The sequence below is a fragment of the Paraburkholderia sp. 35.1 genome (genome assembly GCF_050436525.1).
GTDB lineage: Bacteria > Pseudomonadota > Gammaproteobacteria > Burkholderiales > Burkholderiaceae > Paraburkholderia > Paraburkholderia tuberum.
Genome location: NZ_JBNDMJ010000002.1, coordinates 2705243 through 2719018, shown reverse-complemented (window position 1 = coordinate 2719018; position 13776 = coordinate 2705243). Strand labels below are relative to the sequence as shown.

Genomic DNA, 13776 nt, shown 5'->3' with positions numbered 1-13776 from the left:
CGCGTTTCAGGCCGTGGTCATTTCGCCACGGTCGACGTCTTCTGCGGACCGAGTCCGCACGCCTGATATGCGCTGGTTTGCAGCGCGCGGAAGCGCCTGGTTTGCGCCTTGGCGTGGTCGACGCGGAATTCCGCGCCGCCTTCGCCGCCTAGCGTCGCGTACTTCGAGAAGGTCGACTGGTCGACGAATTCGTCGTAGGGCAACGACGCGGCCATCTTGTCGATCACGCACGAGCACTTGTAGACGTTCGCGAAATCGTGGCCGTTATCGTCCATGCAACTGAGCACGTATTCGACGCGACCCTCGGTCGGATAGTTGTAGCCGCCCGCCCACGCGAGCGGCGCGGCGAGCAGGAGCGAGGTAAAGGCGAGAAGCGCGCGACATCTGTTGGTCATTGAATGCCTCTGCGAAAGCATTGAGCCTGCTTCGCGAACCGCTGCGCGAGATGCGTGCCTTGCGGCCGCGAGGCGACGGGATGCGCGAGGAGGCGGGGCCGGCAACGGCGCCGCGTCTCCTGCGCTTGCATGCGCCGTCAGTTCGGCGCGAACGGATGCGCGACGCTGCCCTTCTTCGCCAGCACTTCAGCCGCGCTCGGGTCGCCGCTGACCGCGCGCTTGATGGCCTCGCGCGTCGCCTGATAGTTGAACTGCTGGATCTTCTTGTCGTCCTCGGCCTGCCAGTGAATGAACACGCCGACGCAGAGGAACAGATCGTCGGCTTCTTCCTGCGGGATCGTGCCGTCCTCGACACTGTCGGCCACCGCGAGCGCGACCGCGTGCTGCGCCGGGCCGAACATCTGCACGGCCTGCTTGGCGCCTTTGATCGTCACCTTGTTGAACAGGATCGTATTGGGCTTCGTGATGAGATTGGGCGCGACGACGGCGAGCAGCGACGTGAAGCCGTCCTTGTTGTTGGTGAGGGCGTTGCAGAACGCGGTTTCCGCAGCCGAACCTCGCGGTCCGATCAGCAAGTCGATGTGCGCGACCTCGTTGCCGTCGCCGACGAGCGACTCACCGATCATGACGCGGTTGATCTTGGCCATTCTGTTCCTCCAAAAGAGTAGGTATGGACCTGCTGACGAGGCGCCGCCCGCGATCGTCCGGATCAGCATCGCGAGAGCGGTGCGGGAATGCACGGCGGTACTAACTAACAGGTTCCGTGCCAGTTCTCGCTAAAGGCCTGCTGACGCGGCTGTTCGGGTCTTCTTCAGTCCAGACGATTCAGGGTTAACCGCGCCCTTCGACGCAGCGCGCAAGAAACAGCGTGGCCACCGCGAGGTCAGCGCTGGTGCCGGGATTGATCGCGCGTGCCTTCAATTCGGCGTCCCAAGCATCGAGTTGCGGATCGCTTGCCGAGCAGCGCGCGGCGGATCGCGCTTGGCGCCAGCGCGCGCGCTGTTCGCGTGCCGCGAGCGTGACACTCTGCGCCAGCGCGAGGCCGTGCTTGCGCACAATGTGAGAGTCGGGCCAGCCGCCGAGGAACGCGAGAAACACGTTGAGCATCGCGATTTCGCCTGGATCGGCGGGCGCGGGTTCGGGCGTTGGTTTCGAGGCTTCGAAGTAGGCGGCGAGGCCGGTGTCGAACAGGTCGGCGAAACCGTTCGCGTACTGCCGCGCGATGCTGTCGCGCTCGCTGGCGAGCCGCATCGCGTCGCGCAGGCCGATCGTCGGCGGTGCGTGGACCGATTGCTCGGGCGCGTCGCCGAGGCCGCCGGGATTGGCGAGCGCGATCGCGCGGTAAGCAAGCCGAGCGTCTTCGACGTCGAGCCGGCTCAGCACGTCGCCGACGGCCGCGCGCCACGCTTGCGCCGACACCGGCGGTTCGCCGGTTTCGTCGAGGGCCGCGGCGAGCGGCGCGACCAGCAGCACGATGCCGAGATTCGTATTGCAGCCGACGGCCGCGCGCGTGCCCTTGACCGCGTCGAGAATGCGCTGTCCGACGCGCTCGCCGCGCGCGAATAGCGCGTCGAGCGACGCGTCCGCGCTGGCGAGGAACTGGGCCGCGTGCATGCCGTGGCCGGGGCTTTGGGTGCTGACGTTGCCGGGTTTCGGCGTGGTGACGTCGAGCGCGCAGGCTTCGAGGAAGGCCGCGCGCGCGTGCTCGACGGGAATCGCATGAGTGTCGGGCATCGCGCTCAAGCCCGGCGCTGCGGAGACTGCTCAGGCAACCCGGCGCTAGCGGCTTGCTCGGCCAGCCTGCGATCGAGCAGATCGTCGACGAGCGCCGCCGCGACATCGAGCGGCACGACCGACTGCAAACCGCGCCACGCGGCCACGCCGTTGACTTCGAGCACGAGGGGCAGCGCGGCGTCGTCGGCATTCGGGATCAGGTCCACGCCCGCGTAGTCGAGCCCGAGCGCGGCGGTTGCGCGCACTGCCGTCTGTGCGAGCGGGACCGTGAGCTCGGCGGGCTCGCAGCGCGCGCCTTGCGCGACGTTGTGAATCCAGCCCTTGCCGCCGCTGCGCCGCATCGCCGCGACCGCCTTACCGCCGATCACGAGCACGCGCCAGTCGAAACCGGGCCGGCCACTCGCGACGAAGCGCTGCAGATAAGCGACCTGCCGATAACGCGCGAGCGACGGCAATGGCGCGAGCAGCCCGCCGCGCGCGCCGAGCCGTTTGAGCCCGTGGCCTTGCGAGCCGAACAGCGGCTTGAGCACGACCTGACGGCCGGCGGCCGCTTCGCGCATCAGTACGCGTTGCGCGAACGCGGCGGATTCGCCGGCCCAGGTGGCCGGTGTCGGCACGCCCGCGCGATGCAGCAGGAAGCTCGTCATCGACTTGTCGACGCTGCGCTCGATCGCGCGCGCGTCGTTGTACACCGGCACGCCAGATTCACGCAGCGCGTGCAGGATGCCGAGCCGCAGCGTCACCTGCTCGAAGCTGCCGCCGGCGATGCCGCGTACGAACACCGCGTCCGGCAGCGTGCGGCCGAAGCCCGGGATCGCGAGGCCGTGCGGCAGCCACGTGGTGTCGATGCGGCAATCCGCGAGATCGACGCAACGCGCTTCGGCGCCGCGCGCGCGGAACGCCTTTTTCAGCCGGCCGGTGTGCCAGCCGGTCTCGTCGGTCATGATCGCGATGCGCACGCCTGATGTGATCATCATCGCGCGACGGACTCGCCGCCCCACTGTTTGCGCAGCAGGCCGCCGTCGAGCCGGCCGCCATGATAGGTCGTGCCGCTTTCGAGGCTGCTGACCCACACCTCGGCGGGCGCGAACAGCGCGGGATCGATCTGATAGAAGTCGAAGTTGACGGCCGTGAAGACGTCCGCGAACGGCCGGCCGTAGTCGCGCGAATTGGCGGAGGGGAGGGTGTCGGCGAGACGTTGCGCGATCTCGTCGTGCTGGACGCTCAGGTGCACGCGGCCGCCGTACAGGATCGCGTCGTTGGTGCGGCCCATCGCCTGAATGCCGTCGGGCGCGGGCGGCGGCAGCGGCGCCGAGCCCGTCCCCGCGACGATCTCATCGAGCGGTACGCCGAGCACGTGCACCTTGTGCAGCGCAACTTCGACCACGCGGGCGACGACCTGTACCGTTCCCGCGACAGAGTGTGTCGGCGTGACGATCAGCGTCAGGTGTTCGGGCGCGAGGCCGCAATCGTGCAGCACCTTGTCGATCACGACCTGCGGCGGCAGGCGGTCCACTTCGAGCACCAGCGCGCCGCGCTCGTGGCGGTCGCGATAGCCGAGTTCGTCGAATAGCGGCTCCTTGACCGCGAGCGCGCGCGCGGGCCCCGAGCCGAGCGAAAAGAATTTCTTGCCACCGGTCTGCTCCCTGGTCGCCGACAGGCTCCAGCCCGCGTACTGGCTGCCGAGACAGGCGAGCACCGGCGACGACGTGCTGACCTCGAGCATCGTCGGCCACAGCGGCGCGGCGTCGAAGTTCGCGCGTACCGCGACGCGGCCGAGACCGCCCATGCAGATGCGCGCGATCAGCACGCCGGCGTCGAGGCCGCCGCGCGCGTCGACGCCGGCGTCGGCGATCACGGTGCCATCGCGCGTGCGCGTCAGTGCGACGCCGAGCTGTGCCGCTTGATCGACGAGCCGTGCTACGAGGCGCTCTGAAAGCGCGTTCACGCTCGGCAACGCGGCGGGCGCGGAAGTCTCAGCTGTGGGCGTGGAGGCAGGCATGGTCGGGTTCATCGCAGGTTTCGATTCGTTGGACGACGCGTTCGTGCTGCGCGTCGAGCGCGGTGAGCACCGCGTCCACCGATGCCGCTCGCACTTGCAGCGTGCAGACCGGCTGCCCTGTGTCGATGCGGGTGCCCGGCATCGGTACGTCGCGGCATTGCGGATCGCGCAGGCAGGCGTCGGAGAACGCGGCCGAGACGCTGAACGGCCGCTGCGCGAACAGCACGCGCTGACCGGCGCGCCAGCGCGGCGCGCGGGCGAGCGCGAGGCTCGCGGCCGACGGCGCGCGGCCGTGGCGGCACGCGTCGAGGTGGCAGGCGAGCAGGCCGGCCGGCCATGCATCGGGCGACGCGGTTTCGTAGAGCGCCATCGTCGACGAAGGGCGCGGGTTGATTTCGAGCACGTCGAACGAGGCGCCGTCCGACAGGAAGTCGCAGCTGTTGATGCCGACGAGGCCGGTGTTTGCGCACAGCGCCTCGAGCGCTTGCTGCACGCGCGCGATGAACGCTGGCGGCAAGTCGATCGGCCCGATCGAGCCGGCATGCACGAAGCGCAGATCGCCGATCGCGCACGTGAATTGCTCAGCGAAACCGATCAGATGCGCGCTGCCGTGCGCGCCGATGAAAAGCGCCGACAGCGAGCGGCCTTGGCCAATGCGCTGGAAGTAGCCGTGCGCGGAGTCGGTCGTCAAATGGAACGAGTCGGCCGCCTCGATATGCGTACCGCCACAACCATCCGCCTGCTTGAACAGCCAGCCCTCGGCTGTCGCGGGCCGCTCGAACGACACAGCCGGATGCGCAATCCGCAACGCGTCGAGCAGCGCGAAAAAACGCCGCGGCTCGCGCACGGCCGCGATCGCCTCGGCAGCGTTGCCGAGAAAGCGCGGCAAGCCGGATTCGCGGCACAACTGAGGCATCAAAGCTTCGAGCCCGCTGCCGCCGATCCAGCCAAGCAAACCCGGCAAGCGCGCGACACGCGCAAGCGCATCGACGAGCCGCGCCCGGTCGATCCCGAGCGCGCCATCACCACGGCCGATGTCGAACCATAGCTCGGCGGCCTCGCGCGTGTCGCGGTCGCCGAAGACATCGAGCGCGGCGACATGCAGGCCGGCGCGCGCCGCGGACTGCGCGAGCAAGCGCGCGGACTGCCCGACGACCGCGACCAACGGCGCATGCATGAGCGGGCGGTGCGACTTCATGACGACCGCGCTCAGCCGAGACCGGCCGCGACCGCGCGGGCCTCGTCGTAGGCTTCCGGGAATCCCAGGTAGACCGGCTTACCACCCGTGCGCATGCGCACGAAGAGGCGATGCTCGACCTGATATTTGACGTTGCCGATCGCCAGCGCGCCGATGCCGACCGCGCCCGCGTTCGGCACGCCGTCGATCGGCTTGCCGTCGTTCATCACATTCACGCCGGCGATCCCTTCGGGCGGCACCGCGTTGACGTCGGCGGCGACGAGCAGGCGCTTCGCATGCACGAGGTCGTCCCTGCCGACCACCTGCGCGCCCGCGACGGCGGTGGCGAGCACGATTTCCGCGTCGGCGAGCGCGCCGCGCAGTTCGGCGGGCGTCGTGGCGCTGATGCCGTTCGTGAAGATGCCGAAGCGCTCGTTGACTTCGGCCGAGGCCCCGAGCGCGCGATTGCGGTCGTGGTGGCTCGCGATCGTCACGTCGGCGCCGCGCGACGCGGCGATCGCCGCCGCGATGCGCCCGACCGCGCCCGTTCCGCCGAGAATCAGCACGCGCTTGCCGCCCAGCTCCACGCCGTGCTGTTTGCCCAGATGCCGCTCGACCAGCGCGACGAGCGCGGCCGCGGTCGTGTACGAACCGCTCGGATCGGCGAACACCGAGACCTCGAACGGCGGGACCATCGCGCGGCGCGCGGTGTCGAGCATGTCGGCGGCCTGCATCACGTCCCGTCCGCCGATGAAGATGCCGGTGCGCGACACCCCTTTCGGGCCGCGCGAGAAGATCGCGTCCTGCGTCAGATTCGCGACCATGCCCGCTTCGACGTTGCAATACGGCACGATGACCTGATAGCCGGCGTCGGCGGCCATGTTGACGTCGAACGGACTCATCTGCGGCGTGGCCGTGAACATGTGCAGGATGTAGGGCCTTTCAAGGGTTTCTGACATGGCAGGGGCTCGTTTTAGTGGCAATCTCGGGGACGGGGCGCAAGGCAAGGCCGCGCCGCGCGTGGCAGCGCCTTATGTAAGCGGCGGCCTGAGAGGTGCAGCGCATCATGCGGCGTCGATGTGCGGCGCGCGCGCCTCGGCGCCGCTGATCGCCGCGCCGCTATTACGGCCCGCGACGACGCTGCATTCGATATGCGGCAGCGCGCTCGCGACGGCGCGCGCGGTCGCGAGCGCGCGGTCGGCCTCGCGCGCGCTCGCGAGCACCGCGAAGCCAGTCGGGCCCCACGAGGTCTGGCCGATGCCGGCGGTGCGTTCGGCGGCGACCGCGCGCAGTACGTGCTCGACGTCGGGACTCGCGAACACGCCGCCTTGCGCGCTCGCGAAATATTCGCCGATGGTCTGCTGCAGCTCGGTGAGGCCGTGCGCGAACGGCGCGAAGTTATGTTCGGCGGCGCCGGGCAGGATCTGCATCAGCACCAGGTGGCACAGATGCGCGGCGAGCCGCTGCGGAAACGGCGCGAGCGATGCGAGCGCGCTGCGTTCCTCGGTACCATGCAAGCCCTCGCGGCTGTTGTCGCTGACGAGCAGCACGCGCCACGGCTGCGGAAACGGCTGGCGCGACAGCAGCGGCGGCATGCTCTGGCGCAGATCGCCGGGCGGGCCGCCATCGAGCAGCAGGCCGCCGCACTCGAAGCCGAGTATGCCGATGCCGGAGCGGGCGCCGCGCCCGAGCAGACTCGCGAGCTCGGCGCTCCTCGCCGGCTGGCCGACGAGGCGCGCGAACGCGGTGCCGACCGCCAGCGCCAGCTGCGTGCCGGAGCCGAGGCCGGTGTGCGCGCGCGGTGCCTCCAGCACGTCGATCGCGAGTGTCGCCGGTCCATAGGCGGCCTGCAGCCGCGCGAGACTCAGCGCGATGCGCTCGCGCTCGGCCTCGCTGACCACGCCGCCGATCTGCTCGCGTTCGGCGAGCCGCGCTTCGATCCGCGTGCCGTGCGTATCGATGACGAGCCCCAGGCTGCCGAACGCACGCCCGAGCGACGCGTTCGGATCGAGAAAGCCCAGATGCAGCCGCGCGGGCGCATCGATCGTGATGGGGGCGCGTGGCGGCAGGCGGCGGAGCTGAAGCGGCATCTCGAGTGTCCTCAGGTGTCCTTGCGGGTGCGCAAGACCGGGTTCGGCCGCGGGGCGTCCGCAACGCGTCGCGGGTTCCTGCGATAGTGCGCCCGGCGACGTCAAGCGAAAGCCGTACCAGGCACGCGCAACGGCCGCCGCCGCGAGTTTGGCCCACTGGAACCGCGAAACGGGCACGCCGCGCCCACGCGGTTTCGCCGCCGCATGGACGCTGTGTGACGCCGAAGGCGCACTGTGTCACGCGCTGTTTCATCCGGCGACAGGAACGCGTGTCAACTGCCTTGCGCGGGTTTGGGCGCGTCGTACTTGATATAGCGGAAGCGCTGATCGTCGGCGGGCGTGCCTTCGAGCGGACCGTCCTCGAGGCCGGGCTGCCAGTGGACCACCGATTCGATCTTCGTCGCGAGCGCGAAGTCCTTGTCGGTGATGCCCTTGGCGCTGTGCGTCTTCAGCTTCACGGTCACGAATGCGTACGAGACCGTCAGATCGGGGTGGTGCCAGGCGGCTTCCGCGAGGTGGCCCACGGTGTTGACCACCATCAGCGTTCCCTTCCAGCCCTCGGTGCGGTATTTGCGCCGCAGCCAGCCATCTTCCAGATACCAGTGCTGCAGCGGACCGACGAGGCGCTGCTGGATCTCTTCGTCGGTATAGACGTGCTCGGTGTTTGCCATGGCTGTTGCTCCTCGAATGCGCGAATCGATCGCCGAACGAAGCATCGTTGCAAGTGACAGGCCCGTGCCGCGGCGTGTGATTCGCAAAGGACACGATTCGTATCACGCAAGTGACACAGTATGTGCCGCATCGCGTGACGCAGGCCCTTCAGCTTACCGCCATGCAAGCATCGGCGTGCAACGCCCGAGTGCCGCGACACCTCGCGCGTGCCGAGTCGCCGGGCCAGCGCAGCCAATAGCGGCAAACGTTGCCGCTATTCCGGCATGGAATGTGCGTCGGCCGTTCATGCGTCGCGAAGCCCGACATCGAATCGGGATAGCGCGTTAATCGTTACCTGCACTCGAGAAGGCGCGCACGATGCGATGAGGTAGCGTGGGTCATTCGTGAGTTGAACAGCAGGACAATTCTGGAGGAGACATGAACTTACGCACTGTAGTTCTTGGGCTCGCGATCCTCGCATCCGCAGCCTTTGGCTCTCTGGCTGCGCAGGCCGATTCGCAGCTCGACGCGCTGATGAAAAATCCAGCCAACTGGGCGGCCCAGGCGGGCGATTATGCGAATCACCGCTACAGCCCGCTCAAGCAGATCAACGAGAACAACGTCGGCAAACTGCAGGTCGCATGGACCATGTCGACCGGGGTGCTACGCGGCCATGAAGGCTCGCCGCTCGTGATCGGCGACACGATGTATGTCCACTCCCCGTTTCCGAACAAGGTCTTTGCGGTCAATCTGAAGGATCAGACGTTCCTCTGGCAGTATCAGCCGAAACAGGATGAACAGGTCGTCTCCGTGATGTGCTGCGACACCGTCAATCGCGGTCTCGCGTACGGCGACGGCAAGATCTTCCTGCAGCAGGCCGACACCAAGCTCGTCGCGCTGAACGCGAAGACGGGCGACGTGGTGTGGACCGCGCAGAACGGCAATCCGAAAGCCGGCGAAACCAACACCAACGCGCCGCACGTATTCGGCGACAAGGTGCTGACCGGGATCTCGGGCGGCGAGTTCGGCGTGCGCGGTCGTCTGATCGCGTACGACATCAAGACCGGCAAACCGGCCTGGACCGCGTACAGCACGGGCTCCGACAACGATATGCTGCTCGACCCGCAAAAGACGATGACGTACTCCAACGGCCAGATGGTGCCGGTGGGCGCGGATTCGTCGCTGAAGTCATGGAAGGGCGATCAGTGGAAGCTCGGCGGCGGCACCACGTGGGGCTGGTATGCGTGGGATCCGAAACTCAACCTTGTGTACTACGGTACCGGCAATCCGGGCACATGGAACCCGACGCAACGTCCGGGCGACAACAAATGGTCGATGTCGATCTTCGCGCGCGACCTGAATACCGGCATGGCCAAATGGGTCTACCAGATGACGCCGCACGACGAATGGGACTATGACGGCGTCAACGAAATGATCCTGTCCGATCTGACGATCAACGGCAAGCAGGTGCCCGCGATCGTGCACTTCGACCGGAACGGCTTCGGCTATACGCTCAATCGCGTAACCGGACAGCTGCTGGTCGCGCAGAAGTACGACCCGGCGGTGAACTGGGCCGACCGTGTCGACCTGCAAAGCGGCCTGCCGATTCGCAATGCGGCGTACTCGACGCAGGCGGCCGGCTCCGATCACAACGTGAAGGGCATCTGCCCGGCGGCACTCGGTTCGAAGGACCAGCAACCGGCGGCATACGATCCGAACTCGCACCTGTTCCTCGTGCCGACCAACCACGTCTGTATGGACTACGAGCCGTTCGATGTCGACTACGTGTCGGGACAGCCGTATGTCGGCGCCACGCTGTCGATGTATCCGGGCCCGAACGAGGGCAACGCGATGGGCAACTTCATCGCGTGGGATGCGAGCAAGGGCAAGATCGTCTACTCGAAGCCGGAGAGGTTCTCGGTGTGGTCGGGTGTGCTGGCGACCGGGGGCGGCATCGCGTTCTACGGCACGCTGGAAGGCTACCTGAAGGCGGTGCGCATCAAGGACGGCAAGGAACTGTGGCGCTTCAAGACGCCGTCGGGAATCATCGGCAACGTCTTCACGTATGAGTATCAGGGCAAGCAGTACGTCGGCGTGTATTCGGGCATCGGCGGCTGGGCCGGCATCGGCATGGCGGCAGGTCTGGAGAAGCCGACCGAAGGTCTGGGTGCGGTCGGCGGCTACAAAGATCTCGCGAAGTACACCGCGCTCGGCGGCACGCTGTTCGTGTTCGCGATTCCTGGCGAAAAGAGCTGAACGAACGGCTGAAATGAAAGGCTGAATCAGCGGGGCGGCTTGAACAGGCACGGCCGCCCCGTCAGCCTCGCGCAAGCATTGACTCACCCCCGGATCGCGCCCGTTGGTGGATGCGTCGATGAAACGCATCGGGGCGCGGCTTATTCCCAGATGGAGACATGTGCATGAAAGGCCGATCTATCCTGTTGCTCACGGTGTTGCCCGCAGCGCTCGTCGTGCTGCCCGTCGGATACGCGCAGAACAATCCTTCGATTGCGCAGGTCGCGTACAAGGTGGTCGACGGCACCAAGGTGGACAGTAATACGCTGCTGGGCTGGAAGACGTGGCGCGCGCTCGCCTGCGAACGCTGCCACGGCGCGCAGCAGCAGGGCATGGTCGGGCCGTCGCTGATCGACGCGTTCAAGACGCTGGACAAGACGGAGTTTCATCGCACGGTGTTCGGCGGCCGGGTGGACAAGGGCATGCCCGATTTCAGCACGAGCCAGATGATGCAGAAGAACTGGGAAAACCTCTACGCGTACCTGAAAGGGCGCTCCGATGGACAGATCAAGCCGGGCGATCTGAAGGCCATCGACGCCAAGTAACGCCGTGCCGTCATTCTTCCGGAGGCTCACGATGCGTGATAAGAGAAGCATGTCCGTGCATGTCAGCGTGATCGCGGCCGCGTTGTGTGGCGCGGCGCTCGCGAGCGCCGCGGTCCGGGCGGACGGCCCCGCGCTGCCGAACAACGACGGCGCGGATGGCGTGCTCAGGGTGTGCGCGGACCCGAACAACATGCCGTTGTCGAACGACAAGGGCGAGGGCTACGAGAACCGCATCGCGGCCCAGATGGCGAGCGACTTCGGCTACAAGCTTGAATACACGTACTTTCCACAGCGCATGGGCTTCGTGCGCCACACGCTGCGCGAGAAGGAGGACGGCAGCGAGCGCTATCGGTGCGACCTGATCATCGGCGTGCCGAAGGGCTATGACATGACGTCGACGACGCAGCCGTATCTGCGCTCGACCTACGCAATGGTGCTGCCGAACCGCCCCGAGTTCGCGAGCATCAAGACGCCCGACGACCTGCTGAAGCTGCCGCCCGATCAACTGCACAAGCTGCGCTTCGGCATCTTTTCGCAAACCCCCGCGGTGGACTGGCTGCTCGGCCACAACCTGATCGACCAGGCGGTGTCGTACCAGGTGCAAAGCGGCGATCCGGCCGTGTACCCGGGCCAGATGATCGAACACGACCTGCGCGCGGGCAAGGTCGACGTGGTGTTTCTGTGGGGGCCGATCGCCGGCTACTTCGCGAAGCGCGCCGGTGATTCGGTCAGACTCGTGCCGTTCCCGCCGGGGCCGGGCATCCGCTTCGACTACACGATTTCGATGGGTGTGCGCTACGGCGAGAAGGACTGGAAGGACAAGGTGGATCAATGGATCGGCGCGAATCACGACAAGATCGACAGCATCCTCGCGACCTACCAGGTGCCGATGCTCAAACCGGTCGACGCGCCGGCGGGCAAGCCTGGCGACGCGTCGCAATGACGCGCGCGGGCGGCGCCTGGCTGCGCGCGGCACGCGCCGCGCTGATGGGGACGCTGTGTGTGCTGTGCCTCGCGCCAGCCGCCGCGTGTGCGGCGAGTCCGGCGTCGGCGCCGGGCGGCGACGAGATCACGCCGGCCGAGCGGCTGATTTTTCTGACCGATCATCTGCACGGCGTCGCCGCGCAGACCGAACTCGACTACGCGCTGATCGATTCCGGGCAACCGTCTCGCAGCGCCGACGTCGTCAAGGTGCTGGTGCTGAGCGAGAACAACGCGAAAGGCGACGCACAGGTGTCCGACCATAGCGGCAGCGTGAACCTGCCGATCGGCGGCCTGCAGTGCAATCCGGCAATCATTTATTTTCTCGAACACGACATCGCGGAGATGCAGGGTCTCACCGGCGGGCAGCGCCGCTATTTCCAGCAGCGTCTACGTCTCGCGCTCGCCGCGGGGCCGCAGATCGAGAGCGTGCCGAGCGAGGTCGGCGGCAAGCCGGTCAGCGCGCGGCGCATCGTCGTGCAGCCTTATCTGAACGATCCGAACGCGGAGCGCTTCGCGCAATACACGGGCAAGCGCTACACGTTCCTGCTCGCCGACGGCGTGCCGGGCCAGGTCGTGCAGATCCGCACCGACGTGCCGGGCCCCAACAACGACTTTGCGCATCCGGCGCATACGGAGTCGTTGAGCTTTCAATCGGCACTGAACAAGTTGCCCTCGGGCAAGGCGCCGGCGAAACCGTCATCGAATGCGCCGCGAGCGAGTCGCTGAATCAAATGCAGAACGCGAGTTTCGCGACGAACCGGGTCAAGCTGAATTTCGTTCGCACGCTGACCCTGCGGCAGTTGCAGATTTTCGTCGTCGCGAGCCGCTATACGAGTTTCGCGCGCGCGGCCGAGGAGCTGCATCTGACGCAGCCGGCGGTGTCGATGCAGATTCATCAGCTCGAAGAGGCGGTCGGCCTGCGGCTGTTCGAGCGCATCGCGCGCAAGCTCACGCTGACCGAAGCGGGCGAGGTGCTGACCCATCACGCGAGCCGCATTCTCGGCGAAATCAAGGACACCGAAGACGCGATGATGTCGCTGAAGCAGGCCGACAGCGGCTCGATCAACGTGGGCATCGTCAGTTCGGCGACCTACTTCGCGCCGAAACTGCTGGCGATGTACTCGCACCTATACCCGAAGGTCGACGTGCACTTCTCGGTCGGCAATCGCGACGCGTTGCTGCGTCTGTTGCAGGACAACGCGATCGATCTCGCGATCATGGGCCGCCCGCCGCCCGAACTCGATACGACGGCCGAGCCGCTCGCGAGTCATCCTCAGGTGGTGATCGCGCCGCTCGATCATCCGCTGTGCGGCGCGCGCCGCTTCGATCTGCAGGAGTTGCGCCGCGACACCTTCCTGCTGCGCGAGCCGGGCTCGGGTACGCGCATGGCCGCCGAGGCGATGTTCCGGCAGCATCTGTTCACACCCGCGAAAACCATCACGCTCGGCAGCAACGAAACGATCAAGCAGGCGGTGATGGCGGGCATGGGCGTGAGTCTGATCTCGCTGCATACGTTGCAGCTGGAGTTGCGCACCGGCGAGATCGCGCTGCTCGACGTGAACGGCACGCCGATCGAACGCGCGTGGCAGGTCGTGCATCTGCGCACGAAGCAGCTTTCGCCGACCAGCATGATGTTCCGGCAGTTTCTGCTCGAGCATGCGGCTGTGCATCTGGAGCAGGAATATGCGCAATTTGCCGGGGTGTTTGCGAAACCGCCGGTCGGCGCGCAGCGGTAGCGTCATGCGCTCGTCGGCTTGCTGGTGAACGACGCGTCCCAGCCAGCGTCGATGGCACAGTCTGTACCCGGCTGTCGTGACAGGCTGCCAACTTTTCGCATTCGATTTAACTCCTGGGTCCCGTGCTCACGATCGGCATAAACCATGCTTGAACGGAAGGCTGGCGA

The 13776-nt window shown here is 66.9% G+C and carries 14 protein-coding genes; 5 read left to right on the top strand and 9 right to left on the bottom strand.

The window, feature by feature from the left end:
* Positions 1–17 precede the first annotated feature (17 nt).
* From OKW27_RS18360 to OKW27_RS18320, 9 genes are all read right to left on the bottom strand, one after another.
* Positions 18–395, bottom strand: coding sequence for a hypothetical protein (locus OKW27_RS18360; RefSeq protein WP_184064719.1), 378 nt, complete (start codon positions 393–395; stop codon positions 18–20).
* 137 nt (positions 396–532) lie between these two features.
* On the bottom strand, positions 533–1042 hold the full coding sequence (gene fae, locus OKW27_RS18355) for a formaldehyde-activating enzyme (protein WP_090809086.1): 510 nt from the start codon (positions 1040–1042) through the stop codon (positions 533–535).
* A gap of 184 nt (positions 1043–1226) precedes the next feature.
* On the bottom strand, positions 1227–2129 hold the full coding sequence (locus tag OKW27_RS18350) for a triphosphoribosyl-dephospho-CoA synthase (RefSeq protein WP_429334325.1): 903 nt from the start codon (positions 2127–2129) through the stop codon (positions 1227–1229).
* Positions 2130–2134: 5 nt separating this feature from the next.
* The gene (locus OKW27_RS18345; RefSeq protein ID WP_429334324.1) at positions 2135–3106 is read right to left on the bottom strand and encodes an ATP-grasp domain-containing protein; all 972 of its coding nucleotides are present in this window, start codon (positions 3104–3106) and stop codon (positions 2135–2137) included.
* The gene (mch, locus tag OKW27_RS18340; RefSeq protein WP_429334323.1) at positions 3103–4143 is read right to left on the bottom strand and encodes a methenyltetrahydromethanopterin cyclohydrolase; all 1041 of its coding nucleotides are present in this window, start codon (positions 4141–4143) and stop codon (positions 3103–3105) included. The genes OKW27_RS18345 and mch overlap by 4 nt, the downstream gene beginning before the upstream one ends.
* Positions 4106–5329 carry an ATP-grasp domain-containing protein gene (locus tag OKW27_RS18335; RefSeq protein WP_429334322.1) on the bottom strand — a complete coding sequence of 408 codons (1224 nt, stop codon included), beginning with the start codon at positions 5327–5329 and terminating at the stop codon, positions 4106–4108. The genes mch and OKW27_RS18335 overlap by 38 nt, the downstream gene beginning before the upstream one ends.
* A gap of 11 nt (positions 5330–5340) precedes the next feature.
* Entirely contained in the window at positions 5341–6267 is a 927-nt protein-coding gene (locus OKW27_RS18330) for an NAD(P)-dependent methylenetetrahydromethanopterin dehydrogenase (protein WP_184051994.1), read from the bottom strand.
* Between the two features lie 105 nt (positions 6268–6372).
* Positions 6373–7398 carry a beta-ribofuranosylaminobenzene 5'-phosphate synthase family protein gene (locus OKW27_RS18325; protein ID WP_090810411.1) on the bottom strand — a complete coding sequence of 342 codons (1026 nt, stop codon included), beginning with the start codon at positions 7396–7398 and terminating at the stop codon, positions 6373–6375.
* Between the two features lie 272 nt (positions 7399–7670).
* Positions 7671–8069, bottom strand: a complete 399-nt coding sequence (locus tag OKW27_RS18320) for a 4a-hydroxytetrahydrobiopterin dehydratase (RefSeq protein ID WP_090809095.1) — start codon at positions 8067–8069, stop codon at positions 7671–7673.
* A gap of 418 nt (positions 8070–8487) precedes the next feature.
* On the opposite strand from OKW27_RS18320, the gene OKW27_RS18315 reads away from it, so the two are divergent.
* From OKW27_RS18315 to OKW27_RS18295, 5 genes are all read left to right on the top strand, one after another.
* Complete coding sequence (locus OKW27_RS18315; protein WP_090809097.1) at positions 8488–10305, top strand: methanol/ethanol family PQQ-dependent dehydrogenase; 1818 nt, start codon at positions 8488–8490, stop codon at positions 10303–10305.
* Between the two features lie 164 nt (positions 10306–10469).
* Positions 10470–10889, top strand: coding sequence for a c-type cytochrome (locus tag OKW27_RS18310; protein WP_090810412.1), 420 nt, complete (start codon positions 10470–10472; stop codon positions 10887–10889).
* A gap of 31 nt (positions 10890–10920) precedes the next feature.
* Positions 10921–11832, top strand: coding sequence for a substrate-binding domain-containing protein (locus OKW27_RS18305; RefSeq protein WP_429334321.1), 912 nt, complete (start codon positions 10921–10923; stop codon positions 11830–11832).
* The gene (locus OKW27_RS18300) at positions 11829–12599 is read left to right on the top strand and encodes a hypothetical protein (RefSeq protein WP_429334320.1); all 771 of its coding nucleotides are present in this window, start codon (positions 11829–11831) and stop codon (positions 12597–12599) included. Before OKW27_RS18305 ends, OKW27_RS18300 begins: the two co-directional genes overlap by 4 nt.
* A 5-nt stretch (positions 12600–12604) precedes the next feature.
* Positions 12605–13609 carry a LysR family transcriptional regulator gene (locus OKW27_RS18295; RefSeq protein WP_090809103.1) on the top strand — a complete coding sequence of 335 codons (1005 nt, stop codon included), beginning with the start codon at positions 12605–12607 and terminating at the stop codon, positions 13607–13609.
* Positions 13610–13776: the final 167 nt, after the last annotated feature.

Coding starts and splice junctions, on each gene's coding strand:
- OKW27_RS18310 (WP_090810412.1), top strand. CDS start 10,470: ATGAAAGGCCGATCTATCCTGTTGCTCACGGTGTTGCCCGCAGCGCTC.
- OKW27_RS18295 (WP_090809103.1), top strand. CDS start 12,605: ATGCAGAACGCGAGTTTCGCGACGAACCGGGTCAAGCTGAATTTCGTT.
- OKW27_RS18350 (WP_429334325.1), bottom strand. CDS start 2,129: ATGCCCGACACTCATGCGATTCCCGTCGAGCACGCGCGCGCGGCCTTC.
- OKW27_RS18330 (WP_184051994.1), bottom strand. CDS start 6,267: ATGTCAGAAACCCTTGAAAGGCCCTACATCCTGCACATGTTCACGGCC.
- mch (WP_429334323.1), bottom strand. CDS start 4,143: ATGAACCCGACCATGCCTGCCTCCACGCCCACAGCTGAGACTTCCGCG.
- OKW27_RS18360 (WP_184064719.1), bottom strand. CDS start 395: ATGACCAACAGATGTCGCGCGCTTCTCGCCTTTACCTCGCTCCTGCTC.
- OKW27_RS18345 (WP_429334324.1), bottom strand. CDS start 3,106: ATGATGATCACATCAGGCGTGCGCATCGCGATCATGACCGACGAGACC.
- fae (WP_090809086.1), bottom strand. CDS start 1,042: ATGGCCAAGATCAACCGCGTCATGATCGGTGAGTCGCTCGTCGGCGAC.
- OKW27_RS18335 (WP_429334322.1), bottom strand. CDS start 5,329: ATGAAGTCGCACCGCCCGCTCATGCATGCGCCGTTGGTCGCGGTCGTC.
- OKW27_RS18325 (WP_090810411.1), bottom strand. CDS start 7,398: ATGCCGCTTCAGCTCCGCCGCCTGCCGCCACGCGCCCCCATCACGATC.
- OKW27_RS18320 (WP_090809095.1), bottom strand. CDS start 8,069: ATGGCAAACACCGAGCACGTCTATACCGACGAAGAGATCCAGCAGCGC.
- OKW27_RS18300 (WP_429334320.1), top strand. CDS start 11,829: ATGACGCGCGCGGGCGGCGCCTGGCTGCGCGCGGCACGCGCCGCGCTG.
- OKW27_RS18305 (WP_429334321.1), top strand. CDS start 10,921: ATGCGTGATAAGAGAAGCATGTCCGTGCATGTCAGCGTGATCGCGGCC.
- OKW27_RS18315 (WP_090809097.1), top strand. CDS start 8,488: ATGAACTTACGCACTGTAGTTCTTGGGCTCGCGATCCTCGCATCCGCA.